The following is a 26,710-nucleotide window of genomic DNA, read 5'->3' as shown; positions in this document are numbered from 1 at the left end:
CCCATCTGATCCAGGATAATACCAGTGGAAAACAACTGGTTCCGCGCAATCTCAGGCAGACTGTTCTGGCTGCTGCTGGGCTGCCTGCTGATCGGCCTGCTGGTGGGACAACCTGCCTGGGCTCTGGTCATCGGGCTGGCCATCTATCTAGGTTGGATGCTACGCCAACTGCAACGTTTTCAGCACTGGTTGCAAACGCACCCGGGTGAGCCGCCACCGGAAGCCTCCGGCATCTGGGGCGAGATTTTCGATGGCATCTACCGCATGCAGCGCCGCGACAAGCGCATGCGTGGGCGCATGCAGACGGTCATTGAACGCATCCAGGCATCCACCGCAGCACTGAGCGATGCCGTGGTCATGATCGACAAGGATGGTCATCTCGAGTGGTGGAATCACGCCGCCGAAAGCCTGCTCGGCCTGCGCGCGCCCGACGACAGCGGACAGCATGTGCATAACCTGCTGCGCGATCCGCGTTTCGTCCACTATTTCGACCACGGCAATTACCGCGAGCCGCTGGATATTCCCTCTCCCTTGAATATCAACACCTGGCTGCAGTACAACATCACCCGCTACGGCAATGGCGAGCGGCTGTTGCTGGTCCGCGACGTTACCCGGCTGCATAACCTGGAGCAAATGCGCAAGGATTTCGTCGCCAACGTATCCCACGAGCTGCGCACTCCGCTGACCGTGGTAGTCGGTTATCTGGAAACCATGATCGATAGCGATGACGGCAGCAATCCGCGCTGGATGCGGCCGCTGCACCAGATGCAGCAGCAGGCCCGGCGCATGCAGAGCCTGCTCAACGACCTGTTGATGCTCTCGCGCCTGGAGACCTCAGAGGCCAGCGCCGAGGAAAAACCGGTCGATATCGCTCTCATGCTGCCCGGCATCCGCAAGGACGCCCTCGCCGTGTCCGGAGAACGGCAGCACAGCATATCCATCGACTGCGCCACCCAGGCCCGCATCATTGGATGGGAGTCGGAACTGCGCAGTGCCATCTCCAACCTGGTGTACAACGCCGTGAAATATACCCAGGATGGCGGGGAGATTCAGATCACCTGGGTGCAGGATGACCGCGGCGCGCGCCTGAGCGTAACGGATAACGGGCCGGGAATCGCCGCCGAACACCTGCATCGGCTGACCGAGCGCTTCTACCGTGTCGACTCCAGCCGCAACAGCACCACCGGCGGCACCGGCCTCGGACTGGCTATCGTCAAACACGTGCTGATGCGCCATCACGGCGAGCTGCAGATCAGCAGCACACCCGGCAAGGGCAGCAGCTTTACCTGCGTATTCCCGGCCGAACGGCTTATCTGAAGAATGAGCCGTCGTTGACGGCTCAGTGACCGCCCTCGGCAATCAGCATCGACAACCACTCCAGCTTGGCCGGGTCCTGGTCGACGAATTTCAGCGTCACCAGCACCCATTCGCAATCCATGCGATCCTCCAGCGCCGCCAGGGTATGCACGTAGCCGTTGATACGGGCCACGCCCTGCTCACCTTCCTGCTCCAGATCCAGCACCGCGCTGTCGAACACTGCCGGCAATTGCTCACCCCGGCGCACCACCAACCGTGCATCGCGCAGGCTAAGGCTCCGAATGACACAGGCGAACTGCTGACCAGCCACGCGCAGTTGCGCCCGAGCCGTTGAGCGTGCTGCTGTCCGGTTATCCACCGGCACGGCCGGCTTCGGGGTTGTCGGTGGGACAGGCGCCGGACGCGAGCCCAGCAGGCTGGTGATGGTCTCCTGGGCGTGTCCGCCGGTGGCAACGGGACGGGCACGCAACTGCTGCAGCTTACCAGCCCGCTGCAAGGCCTTGCGCACCTTGGAAATCAGCTGTTCGTTGCTGAACGGCTTACCAACATAGTCGCTGACACCCGCCTTGATGGCCTCGACTACATTATCGCGGTCACCCCGGCTGGTCACCATGATGAAAGGCGTCTTCTCCTGACCGGATTGGGTGCGAAACCACTGCAGCAATTCCAGGCCGCTCAGCTCTGGCATTTCCCAGTCGCACAGGATCAGGTCGAATGAGGTTCGGGCAAGCAACTGACGTGCCTTGCTGCCATTCACCGCCTCTTCGATCTGCAGACCCGGGAAATGACTGCGCAGGGCTTTCTTGATCAGGTCACGGATAAAGGGGGCATCATCCACAACCAGAACGGATACACTCGCCATTGAGATTCTCTCTGTCAGTTACCGCCACAGCTTACCCCAGAGTGATGGCAAATACCCAGCAAAGGGCGGCGGCGTGAGACAGCAGAAGGCAGCAAGAATGTCCGCTGACGCCACGTCAGACTCGACGTGGCGTAGCGGTGAGTCGACTCAGAGCTTGCCGGTCAGAGCATTGAGGAACAGCTGTTGGTATTCAGCGGCGGTCAACTGACGCGCATTGGTGCGAGCAGTGACGTCCTTGACCGACATTTCGCCGATCAGCTCGGCCTTGGAATCATCCACACCGATCTCGGCCAGGGTATGCGGCAGGCCCAATTCGGCGCGCAAATCCAGTACCCAATCCAGCATGCCATTGAAGTCCGCATGGGGCAGGCCCAGGTAGCGGGCAGCGCGGGCCATTTCCGGCTCGATCACCGAGCGGTTGGCCTGCATGACATAGGGCATGACGATGGCATTGAGCAGACCATGATGCGAGTCATACAACGCGCCGATGCTATGGGACACCGCGTGGATCGCGCCCAGGCCGCGCTGGAAAGCAGTTGCACCCATGCTCGACGCTACCAGCATCTGCAGCCGCGCATCGATGTCATTGCCGTTGCGTACAGCGCGCGGCAGGTATTCCTTGACCAGGCGCATGCCTTCCAACGAGATGCCTTCAGCCATCGGATGGAACGTCGGCGCGAGGAAGGCCTCCAGGTTATGTGCCAGAGCGTCCATCCCGGTAGCCGCAGTCAGCTTCGCGGGCAAGCCCAGGGTCAGCTCAGGGTCCAGAATGACGATAGCCGGGGTCATCTTGGGATGGAAGATAATGCGCTTGGCATGATTTTCCTCATCGGTAATGACCGAGGCATTACCTACCTCGGAGCCGGTACCCGCCGTGGTCGGGACAGCCACGACCGGCAGCATCAGGCTGGCATCGATAGTGGCCGGGTTACGCGCTTCCCACAGAGAGCAGTTCTGTCTGCCCACCAATGCCACCGCCTTGGCCGCATCGATGGCCGAGCCACCGCCGAAGGCGATCACGCCGTCATGATTGCCCGCCTTGAGCGCAGCGATGCCATCGGCCACGTTGCCGCCGGTGGGGTTGCCTTTGATCGCACTGAACAGACCGATTTCCAGTCCGGCTTCACGGCATACCTGCAAAGCCTGCTCGACAATCGGCAGCGCGGCCAGACCCGGGTCAGTGATCAGCAATGGCGCCTTCATCCCCAACTGCCCGCAACATTTGGCCAGTTCACGAATACGCCCAGCGCCGACACGAACGTTGGTGGGATAGCTCCAGTTGTTGCTGTAGGACGTGATTTCCATTTACTCTCCTGAGATATCAGATAAATGACGCGGCCGCGCGATCAATCCAGCATAAATAGATCGTTCGGATACACATTGAATTTATGTACCGCAAAATACCCAAACATGCGCCCCGCGTCCAACCAAATCCACCTGCGGCAATCTGACTACTTGAAATAACCCGTTATCTAAGCCATTTTAGACACATACCTGCCGCAGAGACTGACGCGCATAAGCAGGAGCTGCATCCATATTAGCCTTCGAGGATATATCATGAAGTTCTATCTGTTGCCCTTGGTCGCCGCAGCCGCCCTGACAGCTGCTCACTCAGCCTCTGCCGCTGAAGAATTGTTCCAGAGTAAGGTATGTGTCGCCTGCCACACCGTTGATACCAAGCTCGTCGGTCCGGCTATGAAGGAAGTCGCCGCCAAATACGGCGAGCAGGCCGATGGCAAGGAACACATCATGGCCAGCATCCAGAATGGTTCCAGCGGTATCTGGGGCCCGATCCCCATGCCGCCGAACCAGGTAACCGAAGAAGAAGCCGGCAAGCTGGCCGACTGGATTCTCTCGCTGAACTAAGCGACATCCGCACAGCACGCCGACAAGGGGCTGAGTCTGATTGACTCGGCCCTTTTTGTTTGTGCGGGAACCGCAGCCGTCTCAGTCGGCAGCTACGCCCGACTGCCAATATGCACGGTACCGTCAGCCAGCAGCGTATTCGAACCGGCCGGGCAGCCGCAGGCGACGTAGTCGCCGGCCCGCGCCGCCGGTCCCGCTGGCAGAACTACTGTTCTGGGTCCGACAGCCACGATGGGGCCGATGCCTTTGCGGCAAGCGGGGCAGCTTGCCTGATGACCGACCGAGCTGGCCACCAGGCCATCGAACATGATGCCGGGATTGCCTTCGATCACTGTGCCGCCGGTAGAGGTCTTGGAGCCTACGCCTATCTTGATCATCGCCGTCCCTGTTTTCCTGATGAATCCTGTGGATTGAGGCAGCGATGATCCTAGCGAAGCGCCGAGGCAGGTCAAGGCACTTGCTGTCTGGATGAGAGGTGCATCACAGCGTTGGCACATCCGCCATTATCCAAGGCGGCTGGTGCAGATTCGCAGCCAGCGGTAATACTGCCGAGATCAATCCTCGGCAGCATTATCCGTGGAGACACTGCCCTCCACCTGTTCGGCCATCCGCTTGAGGCCGACGTGCCGTACGTTGGTGCCTTCGACCATGTGGATCACGTGTTCGGCGACGTTACGGGCGTGATCACCGACACGCTCCAGCGAACGCAGCACCCAGAGGATGTTCAATACGCGGCTGATCGAGCGCGGATCTTCCATCATGTAGGTGACCATTTCGCGCATGGCGGTCTTGTATTCCCGGTCGACGACCTTGTCTTCGCGCGCCACTTCCAGCGCCTGCTGGCTGTCGTAGCGGGCGAAGGAGTCCAGCGACTGCTGCACCATCTTGTGTACGTGATAGCCGATGTGGCGGCATTCAACGTACCCACGCGGTGCCTGACCTTCTTCAATCAGTTGCAGCGCCCGACGGGCGATTTTCGAGGCTTCATCACCAATGCGTTCCAGATCGACAATGATCTTGCTGATATTCACAACCAGACGCAGGTCGCTGGCGGCAGGCTGCCGACGGGCCAGAATGCGCATGCAATCTTCGTCGATCATACGCTCCATGTCATTGATGACCCGGTCGTTTACACGCACGTGCTCGGCGAGCTTGCCATCCGCTTCGATCAGCGCGGTCAGGGCGTCGTGTACCTGCTTCTCCACCAGCCCACCCATTTCCAACAGCCGGGTGCGGAGCGACTCCAGCTCTTCGTTGAATTGCTGGGAAATGTGCTGGGTGAAGCTATCTATATCTTTATTCATGGCGACTCTCCTCACGGACTAGCCGTAGCGGCCGGTGATGTAATCTTCGGTCTGTTTCTTCGAAGGATTGGTGAACAGAGTGTTGGTATCGCCGTACTCCACCATCTCACCCATATACATGAACGCGGTGTAATCGGAAACGCGCGCCGCCTGTTGCATGTTGTGGGTAACGATGACGATGGTGTACTGGTCCTTCAGCTCGTGGATCAGCTCCTCGATCTTCAGTGTCGAAATCGGGTCCAGCGCCGATGCCGGCTCGTCCAGCAGCAGGATTTCCGGCTGGATGGCAATGGCGCGAGCAATCACCAGACGCTGCTGCTGACCGCCAGACATGCCAAAGGCATTGCTGTGCAGTCGATCCTTGACCTCGTCCCACAGAGCAGCAGCACGCAGCGATTGTTCCACCACCTCATCCAGCGTCCGCTTGGAGCGCACGCCCTGCAGATGCAGACCATAGGCGACGTTCTCGTAGATGGTCTTGGGAAAGGGGTTGGGCTTCTGGAACACCATGCCGACATTACGGCGCAATTCGGCTACATCCACATCCCGATCGTAGATATTCTTGCCACCGATAATGATTTCACCGGTGATCTGGCAGATATCCACAAGATCGTTCATACGGTTGAAACAGCGCAACAATGTGGACTTGCCACACCCGGACGGACCAATGAACGCCGTCACCTTGCGCTCGGGGATCACCATGTCGATACCCTTGAGCGCCTGAGCCTCGCCGTAGAACAGCTTCAGATCATTGACCTGAATCTTGGTTGTTTCATTTTCCATCAACAGCCTCTCTCTATTCTCCGGCAGTGCCTGAGTAGTAGTAACTGTCATCTTATCCGTTCGTGGTGGTATTGCCTGCGTATTCATTGTCGATTCAACATTCATTGGGTGTACCCCATATCGGTTAACCAATACCGAACAGCCGCCAAGCCGTCCGAAAAGTAATCAGGAGGTTGCCTTGTATTTTTTCTGCAGCTTGTTGCGCAGCAGAATAGCGATCAGGTTGAGACACACCACAATCATCAACAACAGCAAGGCAGTACCATACTGCAGGTGACGGGTCTGCTCGATATTGGTCCCTGCGGTCGCCAGCACATAGATGTGGTAAGGCATGGCCATGACTTCGTCGAAGATCGACGTCGGCAGCTTGGCCGTTGAAAACACAGCCGCGGTGAACATGATGGGTGCAGTCTCACCGGCTGCGCGGCTGATGCCCAGAATCAGGCCGGTCAGCATGCTCGGCAGTGCCGGCGGCAGCACCACACGATAGATGGTCTGCCAGCGAGTAGCACCCAGCGCCAGCGAGGCCAGGCGCATGTTCTTCGGTACCGCCCGCAGCGCCTCTTCGGCGGAGCCGATCACCAGTGGCAAAATGAATGCCGCCAGCGTCAGGGCACCTGCGAGAATACTCACACCCATCTTCATGATGATGACGAAGAAGGCCAGACCGAACAGGCCATAGACTACCGATGGCACACCCGCCAGGTTGACTACGCCCTGACGGATCATGCGGACCCAGAAACCGTCCTTGGCGAACTCGTTCAGATAAATGGCAGTACCGACCCCGATCGGAAATGCGACCAGAATAGCGCCCAGACTCAGATACACGGTACCCAGAATGGTCGGCAGGATGCCACCTTCGGTCATGGCGTTACGCGGCATCTCGGTCAGGAACGACACGGTGATGGCTGACACGCCCTGCACGGCGATGAACAGCAGAAAGCCGACCAGCACCAGCAGGTTGAGAGCAGCGGTGGCTCCCAGAATGCTGAAGGCTATTTTCTGGATGTTTCTTCTGCGGCGATTACGACTATTTGTGCCTATCATCAGATGGCCTCCCCTACGCGGCGATACTTGTTGGCAAGGTAGGACGCCAGCAGGTTGAACAGGAAGGTGATCACGAACAACACCAGACCGATGGCGAAGAGCGCATGATAATGATCACTGCGGAATGCCGCGTTGCCCATCTCTGCAGCAATGTTGGCCGGCATCGGACGCACCGGATCAAATATCGACCCGGGAATCATCGCAGCACCACCGGCAACCATCAGCACCACCATGGTCTCGCCAATGACCCGTGCAATACCCAGCACCACGGCTGTAGCAATACCGGTGATGGAGGCAGGGAACACTACGCCGCATATGGTTTCCCAATGCGTGGCGCCAAGCGCCAGAGCGCCATCCTTCATTGATTTGGGTACGCTGTAGATAGCGTCCTCGGCAATACTGGCGATGGTCGGTACCGCCATCAGTGCTAACAGGATAGAGGCGTTGAAAATGTTAAGTCCGGTATCGAGATTCAGCGTGTTCTGCAACCAGGGTGCAATCACCACCATGCCGAAAAAACCGATCACGACGGTCGGCAGGCCTTCGATCAGCTCGATCACTGGCTTGAGCACACCGCGCACGGCGGGCGAAGCGATCTCGGCCAGATAAAAGGCGGTCCCGACACCCAGGGGCACGGCAATCAATGTAGACAACACGACCACGCTGGCACTGCCGGCAATCATTGGCAAAATGCCGTAGTCCGCCGGATCGTAAGTGGGATACCAGGCTGAACCAAACAGGAAGTCGCTGACCGAGATTTTATCGAAGATCGGCAACCCTTCCATGACCAGAAACACAAGGATCAGGCCGAGAATGATCACGCCGGTGGCACTGACCAACAGAAAGAACAGATGAACCAGCAGATCCATGGCGCGGCTGCTGATCAATGGCTTTCTCTGGGCCTTGAATGTAGATAGTGACGATGCTGTTGACATGTTTTCTCTCTGCTTGCCGGCCGACCTATTGCGGCCTCAGCCAAGGCAGAAAGCCAGGCTTGAGCCTGGCGTTCTGTATTTCCGTAAAACGAATGGACCCTTGAGTCCTATCCCTTAGTACAGCGGCACGTAGCCGGTGGACTCAACTGCTTTCTGACCCTGCTCCGGGTGCAATACATAGTTGATGAACTTCAGGGTGTCGCCCTGCGGCCAGTTGTTGGTGAACACCCACAGGGTGCGGGCAACAGGCCAGCTACCATCGCGCACAGTGTCGTGACTCGGTACCACACCGTCCAGTGTCACCGGCTTCAGCTTGTCGTTCAGGTAACCGATACCAACGTAACCGATCGCATTGCGGTTGGTAGTCACAGCCTGCGAGATGGCACCGTTGGATGGCAGCAGCTGAGTGGCAGGGCTTACACGGTCACCTTTCAATACCACGTCAACCCAGACACCGTAAGTGCCGGAAGAGGAATCGCGGGAGATGGATACGATACGACTGTCTTCACCGCCCACTTCGCTCCAGTTGGTGATCGAACCGTTATAGATGCCGCGCAGTTGCTCAGAGGTCAGTTCCTTGACCGGGTTTTCCGGGTGCACAACTGGAACGATACCGTCGGCCGCAACAGCGAAAGGTACGACGTAAACACCGTTTTCATGGGCTTGCTGGACTTCACTGTCCTTGATCCAGCGCGAAGACATGCCGATGTTGGTCATGCCATCGATGACCGCACGGATACCGTTACCGGAACCGGTACCAGCAACCGAGAAAGTGGTGTCCGGGTTGGCTTTGGTGTACGCCTCAGTGGTGGCCTGCATGATCGGCAGAACGGTGGTGGATCCATTGATGCTGAGCTGCTCAGCAAACACCGGGCTCGCCAACAAGGCGCATCCGGAAACGGCAACTGCTGCAAATTTCATCAAACGTTTCATTCCAGTCTCCTCAGACATAGCGTGAACTACTTTGGTCAGCAGCACTTTCCGACTTTCCCTTGGATCCGCCAGAAGCCCGCTTTTACAACTCCTTTCCAGGACAGGGGCCATTATGTCGACGCTTTATTTCAGGAATGTTTCAGTTTAGGAAAACCCGCTACTATTCTTGACAGCTCCATCAGCCCACGCCTTGCGGGCACTCCCGGATCACCGTAGTATCCCACCCTGCGATAATGGACCGCCCGCCTCCTCGGGCACGGCGGCACAATAACGACAACATCTCCCAGAGTAGTTCATGCAAGAACTCGATCAGAACCCAGTGCCCAGGGGTGAACTGGCACTTAAAATCACCGCATTGCCCCGCGACTGCAACAGCTTCGGCGACATCTATGGTGGATGGCTCGTCGGTCAGATGGATATGGCCGGTACCAGCAGCGCCTCACGTATCGCCCGCGGCCGGGTAGCCACCGTTGCCATCGACCGCATGGGCTTCATGGTGCCGGTACCGGTAGGCGCGCAACTCGCGTTTCACTGCCAGGTGCAGGATATCGGCCGCAGCTCGATCACCGTGCTGGTGGAGGTGTGGAGTGATGACCACACTCACGAAGAGAGCCGCAAGGTGACCGAAGCCACCTTCGTGTTCGTGGCCATCGATGACCGGGGACGAACTCGGGTTATTCCTTCCTGAGCAGAGCATTCACAGGATGCCGGCGCCCCGTCAGGTAACGGGTGCCGGATCCTGAAGCACTACTGCGGCCTCAAGCCTGGGGATAATCCGCGTAGGAATGCTTGAGCGTGGCGTGGTTGAGCAGCATCTCTGCCTTCAGCTGGCTGCCGTCGGCAGAATAGATGCGTGAGCGCACCCAGTACGACTCAGTACGCTTGCTTTCCGACAGCGCCACCACTTCCCGGCGGATCAGATAGTCCTCGCCCACCAACAGCGGCCCGTCGATCATGCGGATTTCCTGGTCGGCGAACAGGCCGATTACCGGCTGGCGCACCGGGAAAGCCGCCTGCTTGCTGCTGTATTCCGCCAGCACACTGACCATCTCCAACGGAATGATCGGCCGGCCCCAGGGAGACACATCGGCCTGCGAATACCAGGGCGAATTTTCGGTAATACGCTCCAGCTTCTGGTTCAGCGAAAAGGGATACAGCTCACCCATGTGCTGATCGGCGTCCATGCGTACCCGCTCTTCCTCTGCTCCGGTCATACCCACCTGCAGATCGGCCAGAATCACCAGCCGCTCCGGCGGGCGCAGCCTGGCCATGCGCTCATCCAGCAGGCTCGGGCCCGCATCACCAATACTCGCACTGGCTTCCAGCACCGGCGTACCATCGGTCTTCTCCGCCCAGCAGCGCACGCGGGTCGCGCCCGGCGCCGGACGCTCGACGAAGGCGCGTACTTGCTCGCCCTCCACCACCATGTTCTGAAAGTGCGCCGAAAAACAACCGCGCTCGAACCAGTCCTGCCCCCAGATCTCCACCAGCAGCGGTGTGAACTGACTGAAATGAGTTGGCCCTTCGATAGGGCCAGCGCGGAAGCCAAGCTTTTCCGCCATATCGTCATCATGGATAGAGGTATGGCCACTGTATTGCTGATCAGCCAGCATCTGTTTTGGCTCGCGCAGCGGGCCGCACAGGTAAAGCGGGGTATCGAAACTCATGTGTCGTCTCCTCAACCGTTGAGCATGGCGCTGAGGCGCTCACGAATAATGCCTTCGGCCTCGGCCATGATGCGGTCGACCAGTTGCTGCACCGTCGGCACATCGCGGATCAGCCCCGCCACCATGCCGCAAGACCAGGCGCCCGCATCCATTTCGCCGGTCTTCATGATGCGCGGATAGACGCCGGCCACTTCCTCGACAATATCCTCGAACTTGATCGAGGTGCCCAGGCGCTGTTCTTTCTCAAGCAGGCGCTCGACCGCAGCGTTGTTCATTACCCGCTCGGTATTGCGCAGCGGGCGCATGACCAGCCGGGTATCCAGCTCGCTGGCCGCCACAATGGCCTGCTTCACGTTCTCGTGTACCGGTGCTTCCTGGGTAGCAATAAAGCGCGTACCCATGTTCATGCCGTCAGCACCCAGCGCCAGCGCAGCGGCCAGCGAACGACCATCGGCCATACCACCGGAAGCGACAAAGGGGATTTTCAATTCTTCGGCAGCACGCGGCAGCAGGATGAAGTTGGGGATATCATCCTCACCCGGATGCCCGCCGCATTCAAAACCATCCACACTCACCGCATCGCAGCCAATGGCCTCGGCCTTCAGCGCATGGCGCACCGCGGTGCACTTGTGGATAACCTTGATGCCGTTTTCCTTGAGGATCGGCAGCCACTTCTGGGGATTGTTGCCGGCGGTTTCCACCACCTTGACGCCACCTTCGATGATGGCCTTGATGTAACCAGGATAATCCGGCTGATTCACCGATGGCAGAAAGGTCAGGTTGACGCCGAACGCCTTGTCGGTCATCTCACGGCAGCGGCGAATCTCCGCGGCCAGCGCTTCGGGGTTCGGCTGAGTCAGCGCAGTGATCATGCCCAGCCCGCCGGCATTGGCTACCGCCGCTGCGAGTTCGGCATAACCGACGTGGTGCATGCCGCCCTGAATGATGGGATGCTCGATACCGAAGAGTTCTGTGATTCTGGTTTTCATGGCTACCTACCGAGTCGAGTTGGCAGCACGCCACGGGCGTGCCTCTGACAATAACGACTGAGTTTAGGCGGGCCGACGTAGCTCGGGCAAACACGAGATTGAAGGGGTATTCAGGAGGTTTATGGATGCCTCAGTACCGGCCACCCAAACGAGTGGCCTGGTGTTTTGGTGTTACCTGTCCGAGGCAGAATCTTCCAATGCCTCGCCGCCTCTCTGGATATCCCTGCCTGCGCCTTCCATGGTGTTACAGCCGGCCATGAACAGAACCATCATTCCGAGCAATACTGATTTCAGTGTCAGACTCATAATTTGACTCCAGCATTATTATTGAGCACCAGTCACGCGCCGGGGGCAGCGTGGGTCAGGCTGAATGGAGCGCAGCCACAATTATGGACAGCGAAGGGGCGGAGCTGGTTCATATAGGGTTTGCTGGGGCTTGTCTCAATCGGCCACCATAGCGGAAAGCTGGTACCCTGAGCCGCTGCGAAGCGTCAGACAATAAGAGAGCCCCATGTCCCAGAATGCCGATCGCCCTAATATGATCCTGACCGTGCTGTGCGGCACCCTCACCTCCCTCGTGGTGATCGGGTTCGCCCGCCTGGCCTACGGCATCATCCTGCCGGCGATGCGCGCAGACCTTGGCCTGTCCTACCAACAGGCCGGGATTCTCAGCACGGTTACCGCCCTGTGCTACGTCTGCTTTGTCCTGGCCGGCGGCCTGGCTGCGGCCCGCTGGGGAGCGAAGGCCTCAGTCATGTTCGGCATGCTCACGGTCACGGTAGGGTTCCTGGGCCTGGCTATCGCCACCCACTTCTGGCTGGTGATGTTTCTTATGGGGTTACTGGGGTTTGGTACCGCCTTTGCGTTCGCGCCAATGGTGGCGCTGCTGGCGACCTGGTTTCCCGAGCAGCGCGGGTTGGTCATCGGCTACATGTCCAGCGGTGTCGGCATCAGTGTCCTGCTGACCGGTGTCCTCGTGCCCATTCTGTTCGACGTGTTTGGCGAACAGGGCTGGCGGGTCAGTTGGGGCATGTTTGCCGCCGCCGCTCTGTTTGTCACCGTCATGATCGGTCTGTTTGTACGCAATCCACCCAAGGCCACAACCAGCGCTGCCGGCCAGTTGCCGTCGGAAGTGAAGTGGCGGATCTACCGCAACCCCCGGGTACTGATCGTGGCCACCACCTACGGCATCATCGGCCTGGGTTATATCGTCCAGACGGTATTCATGGTCAGCTTCATGGTCGAAAGCGGCCACACTGAAGCCATTGCAGGACGGTTTATGGCGATGATGGGCTTGCTGTCCATCGCCGGCGGCCCCTTGTGGGGATGGCTGTCTGACCGCTGGGGCCGGGGTAACGCACTGGCCATGTGCATGTTCCTGGTGCTCATCGCCGTGGCGCTACCCATTACCGGGCAGACCCTACCCCACTTCTTCTTGCACTTCCTGGTGATGGGCGCCTCGGTCAACGGCTTGTTCGCGATGATCCAGACCAGCGCGACAGACCAGGTGGCCCCCCGCTACATCCCTATCGCATTCAGTTTTGCGACCGTGTTCTTTGCATTCGGCCAATTCCTCGGGCCGGCCGTCGGCGGTTGGCTGATCGAAAATACCGGCGGCTTCACCGCGGCTTTCAGTTTTACCTTCCTGGTGCTGTCGGTCGGGTTTGGTCTGACGTTATTAATCCGCCGCTTCCCCAATGAATGGGCGGTCGGGGAGCCGAAGGCGGTGCCGATCCAACTTTCTGAAGACCGGGGAGCAGCGAAATGACCAACGGAGTCCCGGCGTCCACCGGCGGCGTTAGTTAGGAAGTACATTATGTCCGGCTCACTACCTCGCTTGTACTCCTTCCGCCGCTGCCCTTACGCAATGCGCGCCCGACTCGGCCTCCTGTTTGCCGAGCTGAAAGTAGAGCTGCGGGAAGTAGTACTGAAAAACAAGCCGGCGCAGATGCTGGCTATCAGCCCCAAAGGCACTGTTCCTGTTCTGGAACTCGCGGAGGATGACAGCTCTGAGAGACTCGTTATCGAGGAAAGCAGGCAAATAGTGGAATGGGCACTGCGACAGAACGATCCAAAAGGTCTATTGAACATCGATTTAGTAAGCGCTAATACCCTGATCGACCAGAACGATAACGAATTCAAACATTGGTTGGATCGCTACAAATACGCCGATCGCCATCCAGAGTTAACCCAGCCAGAGTATCGGCAGCAGGGCGAGGTGTTCTTGCAGGTGTTAGAACAGTTGCTCGCTAAAAACAAGTATCTGCTGGGAAGCAATATCAGCATCGCTGATATCGGCATCATGCCTTTTGTACGCCAGTTCGCCCATGTAGATCAGGAGGTGTTTTACAGCCTGCCCTATCCGAATCTACAGCAATGGCTGAGGGATTGGCTGGAACACCCAGTCTTTCAGCACGTCATGATCAAGTTCCAACCCTGGCAGGAAGGCCATGAAATAGTGGTGTTTCCATAGGGCGGCAAGCAAACTCGAGCCCAGCGTTTCAGGGTCTAATCCAAGGCCCTGGCAGTATCTGTTCCGTTCGGCACCTTTTCCCACTGGGCCAACATCCATTTATGCAGTGCATCAGCAACGGGCCTGGCATGTTTATTCCTCATGATTCAGCGCTGCTCTGACATGAACTCGCTGGCTTCCAGCTCGACCTGGTACAACAACTTGATGTACTCCAGTACCTGCTCGGCCAGCACGCTCTGATTGGCCGCGTGCAGATCGGCCTCTTACGAGGGGGCGCTTTTGGCCGGCAGCAGTAGGTCACGAACGGCCGAAACCGGCCAAGAGCAGTCGTTGGCAGAGATCTGCTCACGGTCAGTGAGATCTATGGGAAAATGCAATCGGCGATAGCTCCGGTACATTCCTGGCACTGCTGACCGCCGAGTTATGGGAACTGGGCAAACCGTATTTACGGTATGAATACCTGCTTATGTACTGAAGGTTATGGCGTTCGTTCAATACTGCGGTGTGTCCCAAGTTTCGAATGGCAGACATTAGCCATCTTTCCCCGCGTCCCCATAGCGTGCTCCTCTCATCCTGAATAAATTCAGGCGCTTCGATGCTTTGGTTCTTCCGCGCGTGTTCCCAACGACCGGTCAATACCTCATAGGCTAAACGTGACCTGTGAGTCGCAGTCGAGCCTTATCTGCATTTACCGTTTCGTCACGCACTCGTTCAACGACCCCTTCTGCCTCTTGCCCGGCGCTGGCGCTGGTTGCGAGCCCGCCTATGATCTTTTAGTTAGGCATACAAGTACGAATCCGGCTTACAACAACAACTGAGGGTGTCGTATGGCTACGCACGACCAGCGGTATCGAAAATCAAGTTCATCCCTTTCCTTCATAACGTTTGGAGCTTTGGCAGTAATTAGTCTGAGCGGCTGCTTCGGCGGAGGAAGCAGTAGCGACGATGACGTTGCTGAAGATCATGCCCCCAGTCCGGTCCTGGTCGGGGTGTTCACCGACAGCCCGGTGGAAGGCCTGGCCTACCGAACGGAAACTCAGCAAGGTACGACCGACCAGGACGGATCATTCAGCTACCGGAGTGGAGAAACCATCAGCTTCCATCTGGGCGATCTGCAGCTCGGAAGCGCCCGCGCTGAGGAGCGGATGAGCCCACTGAGTTTGGCCGATGGGTCCGACATCAGCTCCGATCTCGTGACGAATATGCTCGTCCTGCTCCAGAGTCTTGATCAAGACCGCAAACTCAACAACGGTATTCAGATTTCGCCTGCGATAGCTGATGCAGTGTCGGTCTGGGCCGACTCCATTGTGCTCGATCAGGACCCGGCGAGCTTCGCCAGCAGCGCGCCAGTGCAATCTCTGCTCGCCGAGCTGAACGCGGCACAGCCGGCCGTATTTACCGAAAGTGATCCCCGCCCAAGAAAGCTGCGCAGCGCTGCGGATTCTCGCGCGCATCTGGAGCGCTCATTAAGCGAACGGCGGACGGTGGCCACCAGGCATGGCGAGGTCGCGGGATTCTCCGTCGATGAGCAGGCATGGGCTTGGTACGGCATTCCGTATGCAGAGCCGCCGGTAGGTGATCTGCGCTGGAAACCTCCCGTCGCCCTGAGCGGCTGGGACGGCGTACGGGAGGCTACAGACTGGGCCGATCAATGCGCTCAGCCTTCCTATCTTGAGGTTTACGGCAAAGGCAGCATGAGCGAAGACTGCCTTTACCTGAACGTGGTGGTGCCCAAAGGGTTTGAAGGGGAAAAGCTACCTGTCATGGTTTGGCTACACGGAGGCGGCTACGCGATTTTGACCGCCAACAGTCTGTCCTATAACCATAGTGCGTTGCCTAGTGAAGGGGTGATCGTCGTCACGGTGAACCATCGCCTGGGTGCCTTCGGCTACATGGCACACCCCGAGCTCACTGCGGAATCGGAGCGTCAGTCGTCTGGTAACTATTCCCAGCTTGATCAGATCGCGGCGTTGCAATGGGTGCGCGACAATATCGGTCAATTCGGTGGAGACCCCGGCAATGTAACGGTCTTCGGGCAGTCCGGCGGCGGCTTGAAGACCATTTCGCTGCTCAACTCACCGTTGGCGGAAGGGCTCTTTCACAAAGCGATCATCATGAGCGCCGCTCCTGCGCCGGAAGATAAGATTCGCCCCATTTACGCCTCACTTGCCGATGAAGAGGCTGGCGGCATCGCGCTATCAGAGAAGCTCGGCCTGCAAAATGAGGAAAACGTGATCGCTGCCATGCGGGGAGTGCCATGGATGGATCTGGCCAGCGTGGCCAACACGTTCGGCGTCGACTATTTCAAGCCGAACGTTGATAACTGGTACGTGACATCTGACATACGCGACAACGGCTTTCACAATGATGTCCCGATCATGCTCGGGATGACCCAGGACGACTCGACGTTCGTGGCGCCCGGGATGAGATGGTATCTGCCCTTTCTGAAGAGCTCTCAGGATTCCGATGTTTATGCCTATGTTTATGATCATGTCCCGGAAAACTGGGCCAACCGTGGAGTCGGCGCTTACCACGGCATTGATTTGGCCTCGGTATTCGGATATCCAGACACCTATTACAGCCACTATGTACTGGGACTCACTGGTCTTCCCAACGCTACTCTGGATAACTATGCCGACAATCAGCCAGGTTGGGGCCCAGTGGACCAATCGGTTGCCAATGACAGCATGGCGTTGTGGGCACAGTTCGCCAAGACAGGCAGCCCCGCGACAACGGATATAGCTTGGCCGGTATACACCAATGAAGGCGAGGAGTTTTTGTTGATGGATTACGACATGAACTGGCGCCAGGGGTTACTCGACTATTTGCCGTGATCAAGCAAACGGGGGCGGATGCGGGCACCCCTCCCAGGCAGCCTCTACCGCCTGGGAAAAGACCGAATCGACGAAAAGGTCGCGTTTCGGGCCCTAAGGACCACGAACAGGTGATCGCCGGCCTGAAGCGCGCATATGCGGGACTCCGTTTCGTTATCGCCTGGAAAGCGATGCAGACATCATTGTGAGAGGTACGGCGTAATGTGCTGCAGTGCGTTGGTAACGTAGGCTTCTTTCTCGCCGACAGGTGCAACGTAGTGAAGTGCCGAGGCAGCGGCTTCAACCCCTTCGGTACGGGCAATGATCCAAGCTGCCAGATAGGACGAGGCGAGACAGCCGCCTGCCGTCGCCAGGTTGCCACGGGCATAGAAAGGCTGATTCAGAACGTCCACCCCAGCCTCCTGCACCCATGGTTTGCTGATCAGGTCGGTGCAAGCTGGCACGTTACCAAGCAGGCCTAGTTTGGCCAGGATCAAGGTGCCGGAACATTGGGCAGCAATCAGTTGGCGATTTGGGTCGAGTGTCAGACGGCTCATCAGCTCAGGACTATCGACGATCTCGCGTGTCAGCATACCGCTGCCGACAATCACGGCGTCGGCCAAGCGAGCCTCTTCAAGTGAGGACTGGGCTCGAACCGTGACGCCATTCATGGACGTGACCTCTGGCTCAGGGCAGCACAGGCTGACACGCCAATCGGGCTGCTTGATTCGGTTAAGGACGCCCAATGCAATCAAGGAGTCGAGTTCGTTGAAGCCCTGAAAGGTCAGAATCGCGATGTGCATGTGGGTTCTCCTTGTGCAAAGCCAATTGCGAGGGGGAAATCCTATGGCTGATAATCAGTACAATCAAATTATTGTCATGGATACATTTCCATATGCCCCGCGCCCGCTACAAACGCCTGGTGGATGCTTTCGCTGCCGATATCCGTTCAGGCATCTTGTCACCCGGCACGCGCTTGCCTACCCATCGACAGCTTGCGGCCAGGGAAGGGGTTGCCCTAGTCACGGCTTCGCGGGTCTATGCCGAGTTGGAGGCGATGGGTTTGGTCAGCGGGGAAACCGGCCGTGGTACCTTCGTCAGAGAAACAGCGCTGCCCCCCGGTCAAGGTATCGACCAACCCGCAACGGCTGCGGGCATGGCTGATCTCAACTTCAATCACCCTTCGCTCCCTGGTCAAGCAGAGTTACTGCGAGGGGCTCTGCGCCAACTGGCATCTGCGGGCGATCTGGAGGCACTGCTGCGTTACCAGCCCCATGCAGGTCGCCAGCATGAACGAGCCATCGTGGCGCGCCATTTAGCATGCCGTGGTCTGTCGGTTGAAGCCGGTGAGGTGTTGATCGTGAGTGGGGCACAGCATGGTTTGGCCGCTACGGTCATGGCATTGCTGCAACCGGGTGATGTGGTCGCGGTGGATACGCTGACCTATCCCGGGTTCAAGGTCCTCGCTGAAGCGCATCGATTGGAGCTGGCCCCCATTCCCGCGTCAGACCAGGGGCCTGATCTGGACGCACTGGAGCGCCTGTGCCGGAGCAGACGTGTGCGCGCCGTGTACGCTATGCCAACGCTGCACAATCCGCTGGGTTGGGTGATGAGCCTGCAACAGCGAGAGCAGTTGGTCTCGATTGCCCGCAAGCACGATCTGCTGATTATCGAGGATGCAGCCTATGCGTTCCTTGCTGAAGACCCGCCTGCTCCGCTGGCATTCCTTGCGCCAGAGATAACGGTATACGTCTCAGGGCTTTCCAAGAGCATGGCGACCGGGCTTCGTGTCGGATTTGTCACCGCGCCTACGCACTGGGTACCCATGATCGAGCGCGCCATCAGGGCTACCACCTGGAACACGCCGGGCGTCATGACAGCCATTGCCTGTGGATGGATCGAAGATGGGACCGTTGCGCGCCTGGAAACGGAGAAGCGCCGCGACGCAATGAGCCGGCAAGCGCTGGCCCGAAAGGTGCTCAGCGGCCTTCAGTATCTCGGCCATCCGGCGTCCTATTTCCTCTGGCTGCCCATGCCGGAAGAGGTACGAGCCGATCAGGTAGCCACGGCGCTGTTGCGCTCCAATATCTCCGTATCCACGGCTGAGCCGTTCGCCGTGTCCGAGCATGTACCCCATGCGATACGCTTGGCGCTCGGCTCAGTCGGGCTGGATGTGCTTCAGGTGGCGCTCAAGGAAGTACAGCGGGTAATAGCCGATCTTTCATATTGAATCCACGCACAATTTTGAACGATCTGCGCGCCTGGGGCTGCGGCCCCCTTCAAGATGACCGCAGCCAGAAGCTGATCAGCCTTCGCCCAACTCACGCATGACGGCATACAAGGCGGACTTGGCTTCGAAGCCGACGCCGGGGATATCAGGTAAGCCGACATAGCTGTTCTCTACACGGATGCCGTCAGCGAAGCCGCCGAAGGGCTGGAATACATCCGGGTACGACTCGTTACCCCCCAGGTGCAGACCTGCTGCGATGTTCAGGGACATCTGGTGACCGCCGTGGGGGACTACGCGACGGGACGACCAACCCATCTCTTCCATCACCTTCAAGGTGCGCATGTACTCCACGAGGCCGTAGGACAAGGCACAGTCGAACTGTAGGTAGTCGCGATCGGGGCGCATACCGCCGTGGCGCAGCAAGTTGCGAGCATCCTGGTGGGAGAACAGGTTCTCGCCGGTAGCCATCGGCAGTTCATAGTGATTCGCCAGTTCGGCCTGCAGTGCGTAGTCCAATGGGTCGCCAACCTCTTCGTACCAGAACAGGTTGTACTTTTTGATGGCCTCAGCGTAGGCAATGCCTGTCTGCAGGTCGAAACGGCCATTGGCATCGACGGCGAGGCGACGACCGTCACCAACCACTTCAAGTACCGCTTCGATGCGACGGATATCTTCATCCAGGGGCACCGCACCAATTTTCATTTTGACGACGTCGTAACCACGATCCAGATAGCTCTGCATTTCCGCCTTGAGTTTGGATTGGTCTTTGCCTGGGTAGTAGTAGCCGCCCGCTGCGTAGACCCAGACCTTGTCATCGGCCACGCCATTACGGTAACGGTCAGCCAACAGACGATACAGGGGCTTGCCTGCAATTTTGGCCACGGCATCCCATACAGCCATGTCGATGGTGCCCACTGCGACAGAGCGCTCGCCATGTCCACCTGGCTTTTCGTTGGTCATCAGGGTTTTCCAGATGGCGAAGGGGTCCAGGTTGTTGTTCTCATGATCGATGAGCGTTTCTGGATCAGCTTCCGCGATACGCGCCAGGAAGCGGTCACGCATGAGGGCGCCTTGCCCATAGCGGCCATTGGAGTTGAAACCGTAACCAATGACAGGCTTGCCATCACGGATCACATCGGTGACAACAGCGACAACCGAACAGGTCATCTTGGAGAAGTCGATGTAGGCGTTGGCAATGGGCGAGGCGATAGAAACTGTTTTTTCACGGATGTCGACGATGCGCATGCTGGGCTCCTCTGTTGTAGGTGGCCCAACAGTATTCTTTGCGATGAAGCCCGCCCAATGCTATTAATGCCTCACCCTATGCACAAAAGGCATGGCCTATGGAACTCGTATGGCTAGAAGACTTATCAGCCCTGGCGGAGTACGGCAGTTTTGTTCGCGCCGCTGAAGCACGGCACGTTACTCAGCCGGCATTCAGCCGTAGAGTGCGTTCGCTGGAGAAATGGATGGGGGTACAACTGTTCACCCGTACTCATCAAGGTGCGACGCTGACCGAAGCGGGAAGGCAAATTCTGCCGAGCGCTCAGGAGGCGGCCAGACGCCTGTATCGGATGCGGACTGAAGCTCAGGAAGTAGCAGGTATGACCGCTAGAACACTGAACTTTGCAGCGACACACTCCCTCTCGTTTACATTTTTCCCGAGCTGGCTCAGGAACACCGAAAACGGGGCGCCAATCGAGGCGGTACAACTGCATTCAGACAGCATGGCTGTTTGTGAGCAGATGCTGATACACGGCCAGATTCAGTTCATGCTCTCCCACCGCCACCGCGATGTTCCGCCATTACTGGCCCCTGATCAGTTCACCAGCAAGAAGGTGGGTGAAGATGTGCTTGTGCCGCTGGCGTGCGCTTCGGCCAACTTGGGCACATCACCAGCGGCCTTGCCTTACCTTGCTTACACCCATGAGTCGGGACTGGGCCGTATCGTTGCTCACCGGCTCCATGGCAAAGCGGATTACCTTCACCTGAAACCACGGTTCAGTAGCCATTTGGCCGCGGTATTAATGTCCATGGCTTTGGAGGGCAAGGGGGTTGCGTGGTTACCTGCGAGCCTCACCGAACAGGAAGTGGCAGATGGACGACTGGTCAGGGCGCTCGACGAAAGCTGGGATATCCCCCTGGAGATTCATCTCACTCGGCCGACTGCGCCGATTAGTCCGTCTGCCGAGGCGTTTTGGTTCAGGTTGGGAGGTTGTTGAGTGTTATTAGCGCAAGTGGGGGCTGAGTCGCCCCAATCACTCAAGGTGCTTTACAAGGAAACCAGATGACTATACAGCAGGCAATAACACGCTCCGGGTTCTACCCCGCTTCCACGGACGGTTTTAAAGAGCCGAAAACTTCAGATCTTGCTGAGCAACTCTACGACGCATTCGTGGGTTATGAAACCGCTCAATATAGTCGAACAGATCCGCTCGCGCTTCATCAAGTGTCCGGTACGATTGATGAGCAACACGCTCGCGCTTGAGTTGGCCGAAGAAGCCCTCACAAGCCGCGTTATCGCCACAATGGCCAATGGCACTCATGCTGCAAACCAGCGTGTTTCTGCTCAGAAAGCGCTGATAGTCGACGCTGGTAAATTGGCTTCCCCTGTCAGAATGTAAAATGACCGACCAGTTACCCTGACGCTGCCAAATCGCCATCTCCACTGCCCGGATGACCATCTGCCTATCTTGGCGATGATGCATCGATCAGCCAATCACTAGCTTGCTGTACAGATCCAGCACTACACACAGGAAGAGCTTGCCCTCCAGCGTGGCTATCTCCGTGATATCCGTGACCCATTTGCGCTCCGGCTCCAAGGCATTGAAGTCGCGTTCCAGTAGATTTTCCACACCTGCTGGGCGGCCAGACGTTACTCGGCCAAAGCCACGTCTCTTCCTGCGCGGCCAACCTTGAATTTGCTCTGCGGCCATCAAGCGAGCAACACGGTTCAGGCTGGCGGTTTCACCTTCGAATAGGAGATCCTCGTGCATGCGAGGCGCACCTATTGCACCGCGGCTATCCTCATGGATCTCACGAATACGCTTTATCAGGCGCGCATTATCCTGAGCGCGTGGGCTTGGCTCACGATCTTGCCAGTCGTAATAGCCACTGGCAGACACCTTCAAACAACGGCACATCAGTCGGACTGGGTACTCGTTGCGGCAGCGCTGGATCACCGAGTACCGTTCGATGATTCCCTGGCAAAGTACGCTGCCGCGTCTTTTAAAAAATCACGTTCCTTCGTCACTCGGGCCAGCTCGCGCTTGAGGCGGGCAAGTTCTTCATCTCGCGGGTTGCCTGTGCCGGGAAAAGGCTTCTCAGCTGCTCGCGCCTCACGCACCCAGCGATTTAGCAAGCTTGGCGCCACCCCGATCTCTTGAGCTATCTGACGACAGCTGGTGCCTGAGCGACGGGCCAGTTCTACGGCCTCCCGTTTGAACTCCGGGCTATATTGTTTGCGCTTGGACATGAACACTCCTATGACTCCACATGAGTCTACTTGAAAGTGTCCGTGTTAGCGGGGTAGAACCCGCGAATTTTTAGGAAAGAGCAGAAAAATGTTTACTGTCGCCTCATTTTTCGCCTGATGTCCAGTGATGCGAAACTCAACAGCTTGAGGGTTCGAAGAGTCATTTTCCAGCCTCTTTTTCCACGATGATCTGGTCATTCGGGATATCTAGCTGACGCTTAAGGCCATCATCCTCAAAAGAAATAACGGTCGTATTGCCAAAGCCCTTGAATTGTACTATTACGCCGGCAAAAGCTTTGTAGCCTTCTGGTGCCTTGGCTTCCTTGACTATTAGTGCATCAGGCATTATGGCGTTATAAGGTGCCTTCACGTAAATGGTGGACTGCTCAATGCGGACCTGTGCCATGCGCATGGCACCATCCATGAGTTGACCTGAAACACCACCAACCAGCAATGGCAGCAGCATAATCAAACTGATACACACGAGATATGCGTTTTTTACTTTCCCTGCATCTCCTGATCTCAGGAGTTCATCTTTCTCTGGAGTTTCTATCATAGTACTAAGCAACCGTTCATGGCTGCGGTACTCAGTGCCTGCCGCCTTTACCACGGAATAGAAGAGGTAGAGCGCGACCGAAAGCAATGGCAAGTTCCAATAGGCCATGTGATCCTGTCGCCCGAAACCCCAAACCAACAGCACGGCCAACGCGGCAAATGGAATTGCCCCCCAATGGAAAGGAGCCAGTTCATACGGCATTTTTTTAGTTGAGCGAGTTTTCTTTTTTATGTATGCATAGGCAAAATTGAGTATCGGTCGCGTCACAACGGAGAAGCAAATGCCTAGCGAAACCAAGCAGCCAACGAACATGGCATAAACAACACCAAAACAACTCGCTGCCAGCAAGAACAAGAGCCCGTCCCCCAAGGTAAGGCCCTGGGGGAAATGCCCAACTCGTAAAGCATAAATAATTACGCAAGCACTGCCTAAACCGATACTGAATTTGAGTGCCGCACCGGTTAGTTTTAAAAGACTATCGGCGGTCGATTCAAGGGAGGAAATCACTGTTTTCATGAAGACACGTCTGTATGGTGAATTTGAATTTTTCAGATCTGCCGTACGGTATCGTCGTAACGACTCATCGCATGAGCAGATTTGAACTGAGTCGTCCTAATCTTGTGGGCGCTGACTGACTGCTTTGGCCGATAGCAGCCTCCAACGCTCATCCAAGAAACACATTCTCCCGACGCCACCTAACCAACCCACCATTCGGCATAAACCGCTCAGGTAACACAATCTCACTCCCTTAATCCCAACCAGCGCCGATCGAGCAAATAAATTTGCACGAGTATTCAATTGATCGCTCATCATCACCGTAAACTCATCCGACAACGCAATAAATCCCTGATCGAGCGCCCGGTCGTGTGGACAAAACGGACTCCTTTCTCGTCTCGCTGTGGTGGCACCAGGATAGCTCAACAACACCGTTGCGGATATGATCCTGCTACGCACATTAGCAAGGAAGCCGTATGCAGCAGAAATGGACCGATCGCCCGCCAAGCGAGGACGCAATTGATGTTCTGCTGAATACCTCTCCGGCGTTTCTCCGAGCACATGGGGCGCTGCTGGCGAAAGCACTCCCTCCGGTTTCCGGGTTCGGTATCTTTTTGCTGTACTTCTACCGTAACCACTTCTACCCCAGCTTTGATCTATTTCAGTTTTCTTCGCTGTTGTTGGCAGCGGCGTGTATTGGCTTCGCCATTGTTGGTGCAGTGATCGTTATGATGGTTCTACCGGGTGCCGCTCTGTTTCATTGGTTCCTCAATACTAAGAGGGTCAAGGAAGAGATTGTCTATGCGATGCTCTATGCGGAGGATGCACGTACAAAAGCCGTTTGGCAGCTGGTACTGCTGGCGTATTTTGCGCCTTTCGGGGTGGTCGGACTAGGTCTGGTAGCAGCGCTAGTGCTTGAGCCGAGTCTTTTTACCATTACCGCCCTGCTATGGTCCGTCTTTGTTGCGCTGGGTTTCGGCATTGTTTTGCAAATACGGTTCGATCTGCCTCGTTGGAGCTTTCTCAATTACACTTGGGCGGCTTTCATCCCACTCCTGATCTTTGTAATCCTACTTTCGACGATCCTGCGAAGTAGCATACCGATCGTGGAGAACCTAAGGCTTCTGGCACTACCCGATTCTCTGGGCGGTTCCCGTCATCATTGCCATCATGGTATCGATCTGTTCGATGGCACATTTCGCGGGTTGGAATGCCGCTGTGCTCTTTGGCCTGTTCTTTGGTTTGCTTGTGGCTGGCTACAGCGGCCTGCTCACTACGGTCCCGGAAAAGGCTGCCAAAGCCCTCGGGCTCGGCGCTTACGAGGCGGAAATGGTCATGCTCGATCCGGCGTTCTGCAATGCCGACCTCAGCGAACTAGGCATCGCCGAGGACTGCACATTGCGCAATGTGCATGTGGTGTGGTCGTTCGGCGAGTCGATCATATTGCGACCTGCACTCAATCAGCCGCGCCAGATCCAGATTCCGGCGGTGTTTGTCCGGTCGTTGGTTCAAAAGTTCGGTGCAGATCATTAGTTACCGTCATCGAATCACCAGCGGTACCTCCGCTTCTGAAAACGTGTTTACGTATGCTCTCAAGCATCGGGGGACTCGGCAGCCGCCTGCTCCGCCGCTTCGCTATCTTCAATCGCCATTACCTCTACGGGATCGCGCTTCTGCAATTTCGGCGGTGGCGCCACCCAGGCTCTGAGCTTCTGTCCGACTTCCTGATAAAAATGCGGTACAGCCTTTTCGAGCTCCTCGATGAATACCTTTGCGCCGGAGAAGCGCGAGCCTAAATCAGCCATATAAAACACTTCGAAGGCGCTCGGCACCACATTGGTCGAAAGCGTTTCAAGTGCGTTCCCATCCGCGAGTAGTTTCCCCAGTGGTGCTTGCGTTTCTTCAGCACGGCCTGGGCGGATGGCTTTGACGTAAAAACCCTCTGCATTAGCCTTGTTGACTTGCTTTATCAGCCAGTTAATCCGAGCGGAACTACGTACCTTGTCTTGCGGTGCGACTAGACGCATGGAGCAGGTTATAGTGCGCTTAATTAAATCTGCAGTTATGTCGAGATCAGCCGCAGCATCAGGTATAGCCAGACAGCAGGTCAGCTTGTGTTCCTTGGCTAAAAGCTCACAGTCGCCCTTGAGCCGAAGAACGGGGTCATTACGGTGGGCTTTGCTGATCTTTTGCTTTACCTGCCTACCAAGCTGGCGACTCATGACAAGGCATAGATCACGTTGCTCCTGATGCCAGCTTGAAACCGTGTTCTCTACTTCCCCTGTGGTCTTGCCCAGCACTGCTCCGCTTTTGACCTTGGCAACGACTTCTTTCCATTCACGGTTCATGCTGTCAAACCGCGTTGCACCGCTGGAGTCATGGCTGAAATAGCGCAGCACTTCTTCGAGGATAAATCGTTGATCTGGTGATGTGATGTCACCCGAATCCAGTAGCAATGTTGCCTGCGTCACAGCGTACATCCAAGACCAATGATAGAGCTCTACGCCTTTCAATAGCGTTTTAGGGAGCTTTACGGGGTGATGATTGGGCAGAGCAACGAACTGGTTGGTGATGGTGATGACCGCATCGATCTTGTTTTTCTTGGCTTGCAGCAGATAACGCTTCAACTGCTCCTCACCCACTTCATTGTTACCGACTTTTGCTTCGATCAATGCGGACCATTGTTTGCTGCCGGTTACCAACTGCACCAGGCCGTCTGGGCGGTCTTTCTTCGGTATGTCTAGATTGCATTCCAATGCGACTTCAGTCCAGGCTCCCATTCGAGCCCGAGCGCTGACTCGATGCCCCAATGAAGCAAACATTACCTGCCGAAACTCATACACCCCACGCAACGCAGCAAGCAGAATCGAGGCCGCCCTTTGCTCGCGGTTGGTATCGGCTACTACCGGTATTAAGCGAGCTACTTCTCCATGAATTACGTAATCTGGCCGTTCCATATGCGTTT

General features: G+C 57.1%; 24 protein-coding genes and 1 pseudogene. 9 read left to right on the top strand and 16 right to left on the bottom strand.

What is annotated here, in order from left to right:
- The first annotated feature begins 24 nt into the window (after window positions 1–24).
- Window positions 25–1,317 carry a phosphate regulon sensor histidine kinase PhoR gene (gene phoR, locus DHB74_RS11940; RefSeq protein ID WP_499161565.1) on the top strand — a complete coding sequence of 431 codons (1,293 nt, stop codon included), beginning with the start codon at window positions 25–27 and terminating at the stop codon, window positions 1,315–1,317.
- Window positions 1,318–1,339: 22 nt separating this feature from the next.
- On the opposite strand, the gene DHB74_RS11935 is transcribed toward phoR, so the two are convergent.
- Both DHB74_RS11935 and DHB74_RS11930 read right to left on the bottom strand, forming a co-directional pair.
- Window positions 1,340–2,179, bottom strand: coding sequence for a response regulator (locus DHB74_RS11935; protein ID WP_036991772.1), 840 nt, complete (start codon window positions 2,177–2,179; stop codon window positions 1,340–1,342).
- Between the two features lie 147 nt (window positions 2,180–2,326).
- Window positions 2,327–3,484, bottom strand: coding sequence for an iron-containing alcohol dehydrogenase (locus tag DHB74_RS11930; RefSeq protein WP_036991771.1), 1,158 nt, complete (start codon window positions 3,482–3,484; stop codon window positions 2,327–2,329).
- Window positions 3,485–3,736: 252 nt separating this feature from the next.
- Here DHB74_RS11930 and DHB74_RS11925 point away from each other — a divergent pair, with 252 nt between their 5' ends.
- Window positions 3,737–4,045: a c-type cytochrome gene (locus DHB74_RS11925; protein ID WP_036991770.1), complete on the top strand. Its 309-nt coding sequence runs from the start codon at window positions 3,737–3,739 to the stop codon at window positions 4,043–4,045.
- A 92-nt stretch (window positions 4,046–4,137) separates the two neighbouring features.
- Here DHB74_RS11925 and DHB74_RS11920 read toward each other — a convergent pair whose 3' ends face one another.
- The 6 genes from DHB74_RS11920 to DHB74_RS11895 form a co-directional block, all read right to left on the bottom strand.
- The gene (locus DHB74_RS11920) at window positions 4,138–4,422 is read right to left on the bottom strand and encodes a PAAR domain-containing protein (RefSeq protein WP_499161564.1); all 285 of its coding nucleotides are present in this window, start codon (window positions 4,420–4,422) and stop codon (window positions 4,138–4,140) included.
- 177 nt (window positions 4,423–4,599) lie between these two features.
- The gene (gene phoU / locus DHB74_RS11915; protein ID WP_036991767.1) at window positions 4,600–5,349 is read right to left on the bottom strand and encodes a phosphate signaling complex protein PhoU; all 750 of its coding nucleotides are present in this window, start codon (window positions 5,347–5,349) and stop codon (window positions 4,600–4,602) included.
- A gap of 18 nt (window positions 5,350–5,367) precedes the next feature.
- On the bottom strand, window positions 5,368–6,132 hold the full coding sequence (pstB, locus tag DHB74_RS11910; RefSeq protein WP_499161563.1) for a phosphate ABC transporter ATP-binding protein PstB: 765 nt from the start codon (window positions 6,130–6,132) through the stop codon (window positions 5,368–5,370).
- A 165-nt stretch (window positions 6,133–6,297) separates the two neighbouring features.
- Window positions 6,298–7,179 (bottom strand): phosphate ABC transporter permease PstA, encoded by an 882-nt coding sequence (pstA, locus tag DHB74_RS11905; protein ID WP_280164911.1) that lies wholly within the window; start codon window positions 7,177–7,179, stop codon window positions 6,298–6,300.
- Window positions 7,179–8,048 (bottom strand): phosphate ABC transporter permease subunit PstC, encoded by an 870-nt coding sequence (gene pstC, locus DHB74_RS11900; RefSeq protein WP_280164912.1) that lies wholly within the window; start codon window positions 8,046–8,048, stop codon window positions 7,179–7,181. Before pstC ends, pstA begins: the two co-directional genes overlap by 1 nt.
- A gap of 180 nt (window positions 8,049–8,228) precedes the next feature.
- Complete coding sequence (locus tag DHB74_RS11895; RefSeq protein ID WP_280164913.1) at window positions 8,229–9,047, bottom strand: phosphate ABC transporter substrate-binding protein; 819 nt, start codon at window positions 9,045–9,047, stop codon at window positions 8,229–8,231.
- Window positions 9,048–9,342: 295 nt separating this feature from the next.
- Here DHB74_RS11895 and DHB74_RS11890 point away from each other — a divergent pair, with 295 nt between their 5' ends.
- Complete coding sequence (locus DHB74_RS11890) at window positions 9,343–9,735, top strand: acyl-CoA thioesterase (RefSeq protein WP_280164914.1); 393 nt, start codon at window positions 9,343–9,345, stop codon at window positions 9,733–9,735.
- A 70-nt stretch (window positions 9,736–9,805) separates the two neighbouring features.
- Here DHB74_RS11890 and DHB74_RS11885 read toward each other — a convergent pair whose 3' ends face one another.
- From DHB74_RS11885 to DHB74_RS11875, 3 genes are all read right to left on the bottom strand, one after another.
- Window positions 9,806–10,714 carry a hotdog family protein gene (locus DHB74_RS11885; RefSeq protein WP_499161562.1) on the bottom strand — a complete coding sequence of 303 codons (909 nt, stop codon included), beginning with the start codon at window positions 10,712–10,714 and terminating at the stop codon, window positions 9,806–9,808.
- Window positions 10,715–10,725: 11 nt separating this feature from the next.
- Complete coding sequence (locus tag DHB74_RS11880) at window positions 10,726–11,703, bottom strand: NAD(P)H-dependent flavin oxidoreductase (protein WP_074778890.1); 978 nt, start codon at window positions 11,701–11,703, stop codon at window positions 10,726–10,728.
- A gap of 171 nt (window positions 11,704–11,874) precedes the next feature.
- A complete protein-coding gene (locus tag DHB74_RS11875) occupies window positions 11,875–12,009 on the bottom strand; it encodes an entericidin A/B family lipoprotein (protein ID WP_051611213.1) in 135 nt (44 codons plus the stop codon).
- 205 nt (window positions 12,010–12,214) lie between these two features.
- Here DHB74_RS11875 and DHB74_RS11870 point away from each other — a divergent pair, with 205 nt between their 5' ends.
- From DHB74_RS11870 to DHB74_RS11860, 3 genes are all read left to right on the top strand, one after another.
- Window positions 12,215–13,471 (top strand): MFS transporter, encoded by a 1,257-nt coding sequence (locus DHB74_RS11870; RefSeq protein ID WP_499161561.1) that lies wholly within the window; start codon window positions 12,215–12,217, stop codon window positions 13,469–13,471.
- Window positions 13,472–13,519: 48 nt separating this feature from the next.
- Window positions 13,520–14,176, top strand: coding sequence for a glutathione S-transferase (locus tag DHB74_RS11865; RefSeq protein WP_499161560.1), 657 nt, complete (start codon window positions 13,520–13,522; stop codon window positions 14,174–14,176).
- 827 nt (window positions 14,177–15,003) lie between these two features.
- Complete coding sequence (locus DHB74_RS11860) at window positions 15,004–17,010, top strand: carboxylesterase/lipase family protein (RefSeq protein WP_499161559.1); 2,007 nt, start codon at window positions 15,004–15,006, stop codon at window positions 17,008–17,010.
- 179 nt (window positions 17,011–17,189) lie between these two features.
- On the opposite strand, the gene DHB74_RS11855 is transcribed toward DHB74_RS11860, so the two are convergent.
- On the bottom strand, window positions 17,190–17,792 hold the full coding sequence (locus DHB74_RS11855; RefSeq protein WP_499161558.1) for a DJ-1/PfpI family protein: 603 nt from the start codon (window positions 17,790–17,792) through the stop codon (window positions 17,190–17,192).
- Window positions 17,793–17,884: 92 nt separating this feature from the next.
- On the opposite strand from DHB74_RS11855, the gene DHB74_RS11850 reads away from it, so the two are divergent.
- A complete protein-coding gene (locus tag DHB74_RS11850) occupies window positions 17,885–19,219 on the top strand; it encodes an aminotransferase-like domain-containing protein (protein ID WP_499161557.1) in 1,335 nt (444 codons plus the stop codon).
- Between the two features lie 75 nt (window positions 19,220–19,294).
- On the opposite strand, the gene DHB74_RS11845 is transcribed toward DHB74_RS11850, so the two are convergent.
- A complete protein-coding gene (locus tag DHB74_RS11845) occupies window positions 19,295–20,464 on the bottom strand; it encodes a mandelate racemase/muconate lactonizing enzyme family protein (protein ID WP_280164920.1) in 1,170 nt (389 codons plus the stop codon).
- A gap of 98 nt (window positions 20,465–20,562) precedes the next feature.
- On the opposite strand from DHB74_RS11845, the gene DHB74_RS11840 reads away from it, so the two are divergent.
- Window positions 20,563–21,441, top strand: coding sequence for a LysR family transcriptional regulator (locus tag DHB74_RS11840; protein ID WP_499161556.1), 879 nt, complete (start codon window positions 20,563–20,565; stop codon window positions 21,439–21,441).
- 100 nt (window positions 21,442–21,541) lie between these two features.
- Here DHB74_RS11840 and DHB74_RS11835 read toward each other — a convergent pair.
- Both DHB74_RS11835 and DHB74_RS11830 read right to left on the bottom strand, forming a co-directional pair.
- A pseudogene (locus tag DHB74_RS11835) lies at window positions 21,542–22,694 on the bottom strand (IS3 family transposase).
- A 160-nt stretch (window positions 22,695–22,854) separates the two neighbouring features.
- The gene (locus tag DHB74_RS11830) at window positions 22,855–23,766 is read right to left on the bottom strand and encodes a hypothetical protein (RefSeq protein WP_499161555.1); all 912 of its coding nucleotides are present in this window, start codon (window positions 23,764–23,766) and stop codon (window positions 22,855–22,857) included.
- A gap of 1,167 nt (window positions 23,767–24,933) precedes the next feature.
- Here DHB74_RS11830 and DHB74_RS11825 point away from each other — a divergent pair.
- Entirely contained in the window at window positions 24,934–25,278 is a 345-nt protein-coding gene (locus DHB74_RS11825) for a hypothetical protein (RefSeq protein ID WP_499161554.1), read from the top strand.
- A 59-nt stretch (window positions 25,279–25,337) separates the two neighbouring features.
- On the opposite strand, the gene DHB74_RS11820 is transcribed toward DHB74_RS11825, so the two are convergent.
- Window positions 25,338–26,702 carry a hypothetical protein gene (locus tag DHB74_RS11820; protein WP_036991732.1) on the bottom strand — a complete coding sequence of 455 codons (1,365 nt, stop codon included), beginning with the start codon at window positions 26,700–26,702 and terminating at the stop codon, window positions 25,338–25,340.
- Between the last annotated feature and the right edge of the window lie 8 nt (window positions 26,703–26,710).

This window comes from Pseudomonas sp. G11-1 (assembly GCF_024031555.1).
GTDB classification, from domain to species: domain Bacteria; phylum Pseudomonadota; class Gammaproteobacteria; order Pseudomonadales; family Pseudomonadaceae; genus Halopseudomonas; species Halopseudomonas bauzanensis.
Note: the sequence above shows the minus strand (reverse complement) of the source record. Positions and strands in the feature narration are given on the sequence as shown.

Coding starts and splice junctions, on each gene's coding strand:
- DHB74_RS11935 (WP_036991772.1), bottom strand. CDS start 2,179: ATGGCGAGTGTATCCGTTCTGGTTGTGGATGATGCCCCCTTTATCCGT.
- DHB74_RS11930 (WP_036991771.1), bottom strand. CDS start 3,484: ATGGAAATCACGTCCTACAGCAACAACTGGAGCTATCCCACCAACGTT.
- DHB74_RS11925 (WP_036991770.1), top strand. CDS start 3,737: ATGAAGTTCTATCTGTTGCCCTTGGTCGCCGCAGCCGCCCTGACAGCT.
- DHB74_RS11920 (WP_499161564.1), bottom strand. CDS start 4,422: ATGATCAAGATAGGCGTAGGCTCCAAGACCTCTACCGGCGGCACAGTG.
- phoU (WP_036991767.1), bottom strand. CDS start 5,349: ATGAATAAAGATATAGATAGCTTCACCCAGCACATTTCCCAGCAATTC.
- pstB (WP_499161563.1), bottom strand. CDS start 6,132: ATGGAAAATGAAACAACCAAGATTCAGGTCAATGATCTGAAGCTGTTC.
- pstA (WP_280164911.1), bottom strand. CDS start 7,179: ATGATAGGCACAAATAGTCGTAATCGCCGCAGAAGAAACATCCAGAAA.
- pstC (WP_280164912.1), bottom strand. CDS start 8,048: ATGGATCTGCTGGTTCATCTGTTCTTTCTGTTGGTCAGTGCCACCGGC.
- DHB74_RS11895 (WP_280164913.1), bottom strand. CDS start 9,047: ATGAAACGTTTGATGAAATTTGCAGCAGTTGCCGTTTCCGGATGCGCC.
- DHB74_RS11890 (WP_280164914.1), top strand. CDS start 9,343: ATGCAAGAACTCGATCAGAACCCAGTGCCCAGGGGTGAACTGGCACTT.
- DHB74_RS11885 (WP_499161562.1), bottom strand. CDS start 10,714: ATGAGTTTCGATACCCCGCTTTACCTGTGCGGCCCGCTGCGCGAGCCA.
- DHB74_RS11880 (WP_074778890.1), bottom strand. CDS start 11,703: ATGAAAACCAGAATCACAGAACTCTTCGGTATCGAGCATCCCATCATT.
- DHB74_RS11875 (WP_051611213.1), bottom strand. CDS start 12,009: ATGAGTCTGACACTGAAATCAGTATTGCTCGGAATGATGGTTCTGTTC.
- DHB74_RS11870 (WP_499161561.1), top strand. CDS start 12,215: ATGTCCCAGAATGCCGATCGCCCTAATATGATCCTGACCGTGCTGTGC.
- DHB74_RS11865 (WP_499161560.1), top strand. CDS start 13,520: ATGTCCGGCTCACTACCTCGCTTGTACTCCTTCCGCCGCTGCCCTTAC.
- DHB74_RS11860 (WP_499161559.1), top strand. CDS start 15,004: ATGGCTACGCACGACCAGCGGTATCGAAAATCAAGTTCATCCCTTTCC.
- DHB74_RS11855 (WP_499161558.1), bottom strand. CDS start 17,792: ATGCACATCGCGATTCTGACCTTTCAGGGCTTCAACGAACTCGACTCC.
- DHB74_RS11850 (WP_499161557.1), top strand. CDS start 17,885: ATGCCCCGCGCCCGCTACAAACGCCTGGTGGATGCTTTCGCTGCCGAT.
- DHB74_RS11845 (WP_280164920.1), bottom strand. CDS start 20,464: ATGCGCATCGTCGACATCCGTGAAAAAACAGTTTCTATCGCCTCGCCC.
- DHB74_RS11840 (WP_499161556.1), top strand. CDS start 20,563: ATGGAACTCGTATGGCTAGAAGACTTATCAGCCCTGGCGGAGTACGGC.
- DHB74_RS11830 (WP_499161555.1), bottom strand. CDS start 23,766: ATGAAAACAGTGATTTCCTCCCTTGAATCGACCGCCGATAGTCTTTTA.
- DHB74_RS11825 (WP_499161554.1), top strand. CDS start 24,934: ATGGCACATTTCGCGGGTTGGAATGCCGCTGTGCTCTTTGGCCTGTTC.
- DHB74_RS11820 (WP_036991732.1), bottom strand. CDS start 26,702: ATGGAACGGCCAGATTACGTAATTCATGGAGAAGTAGCTCGCTTAATA.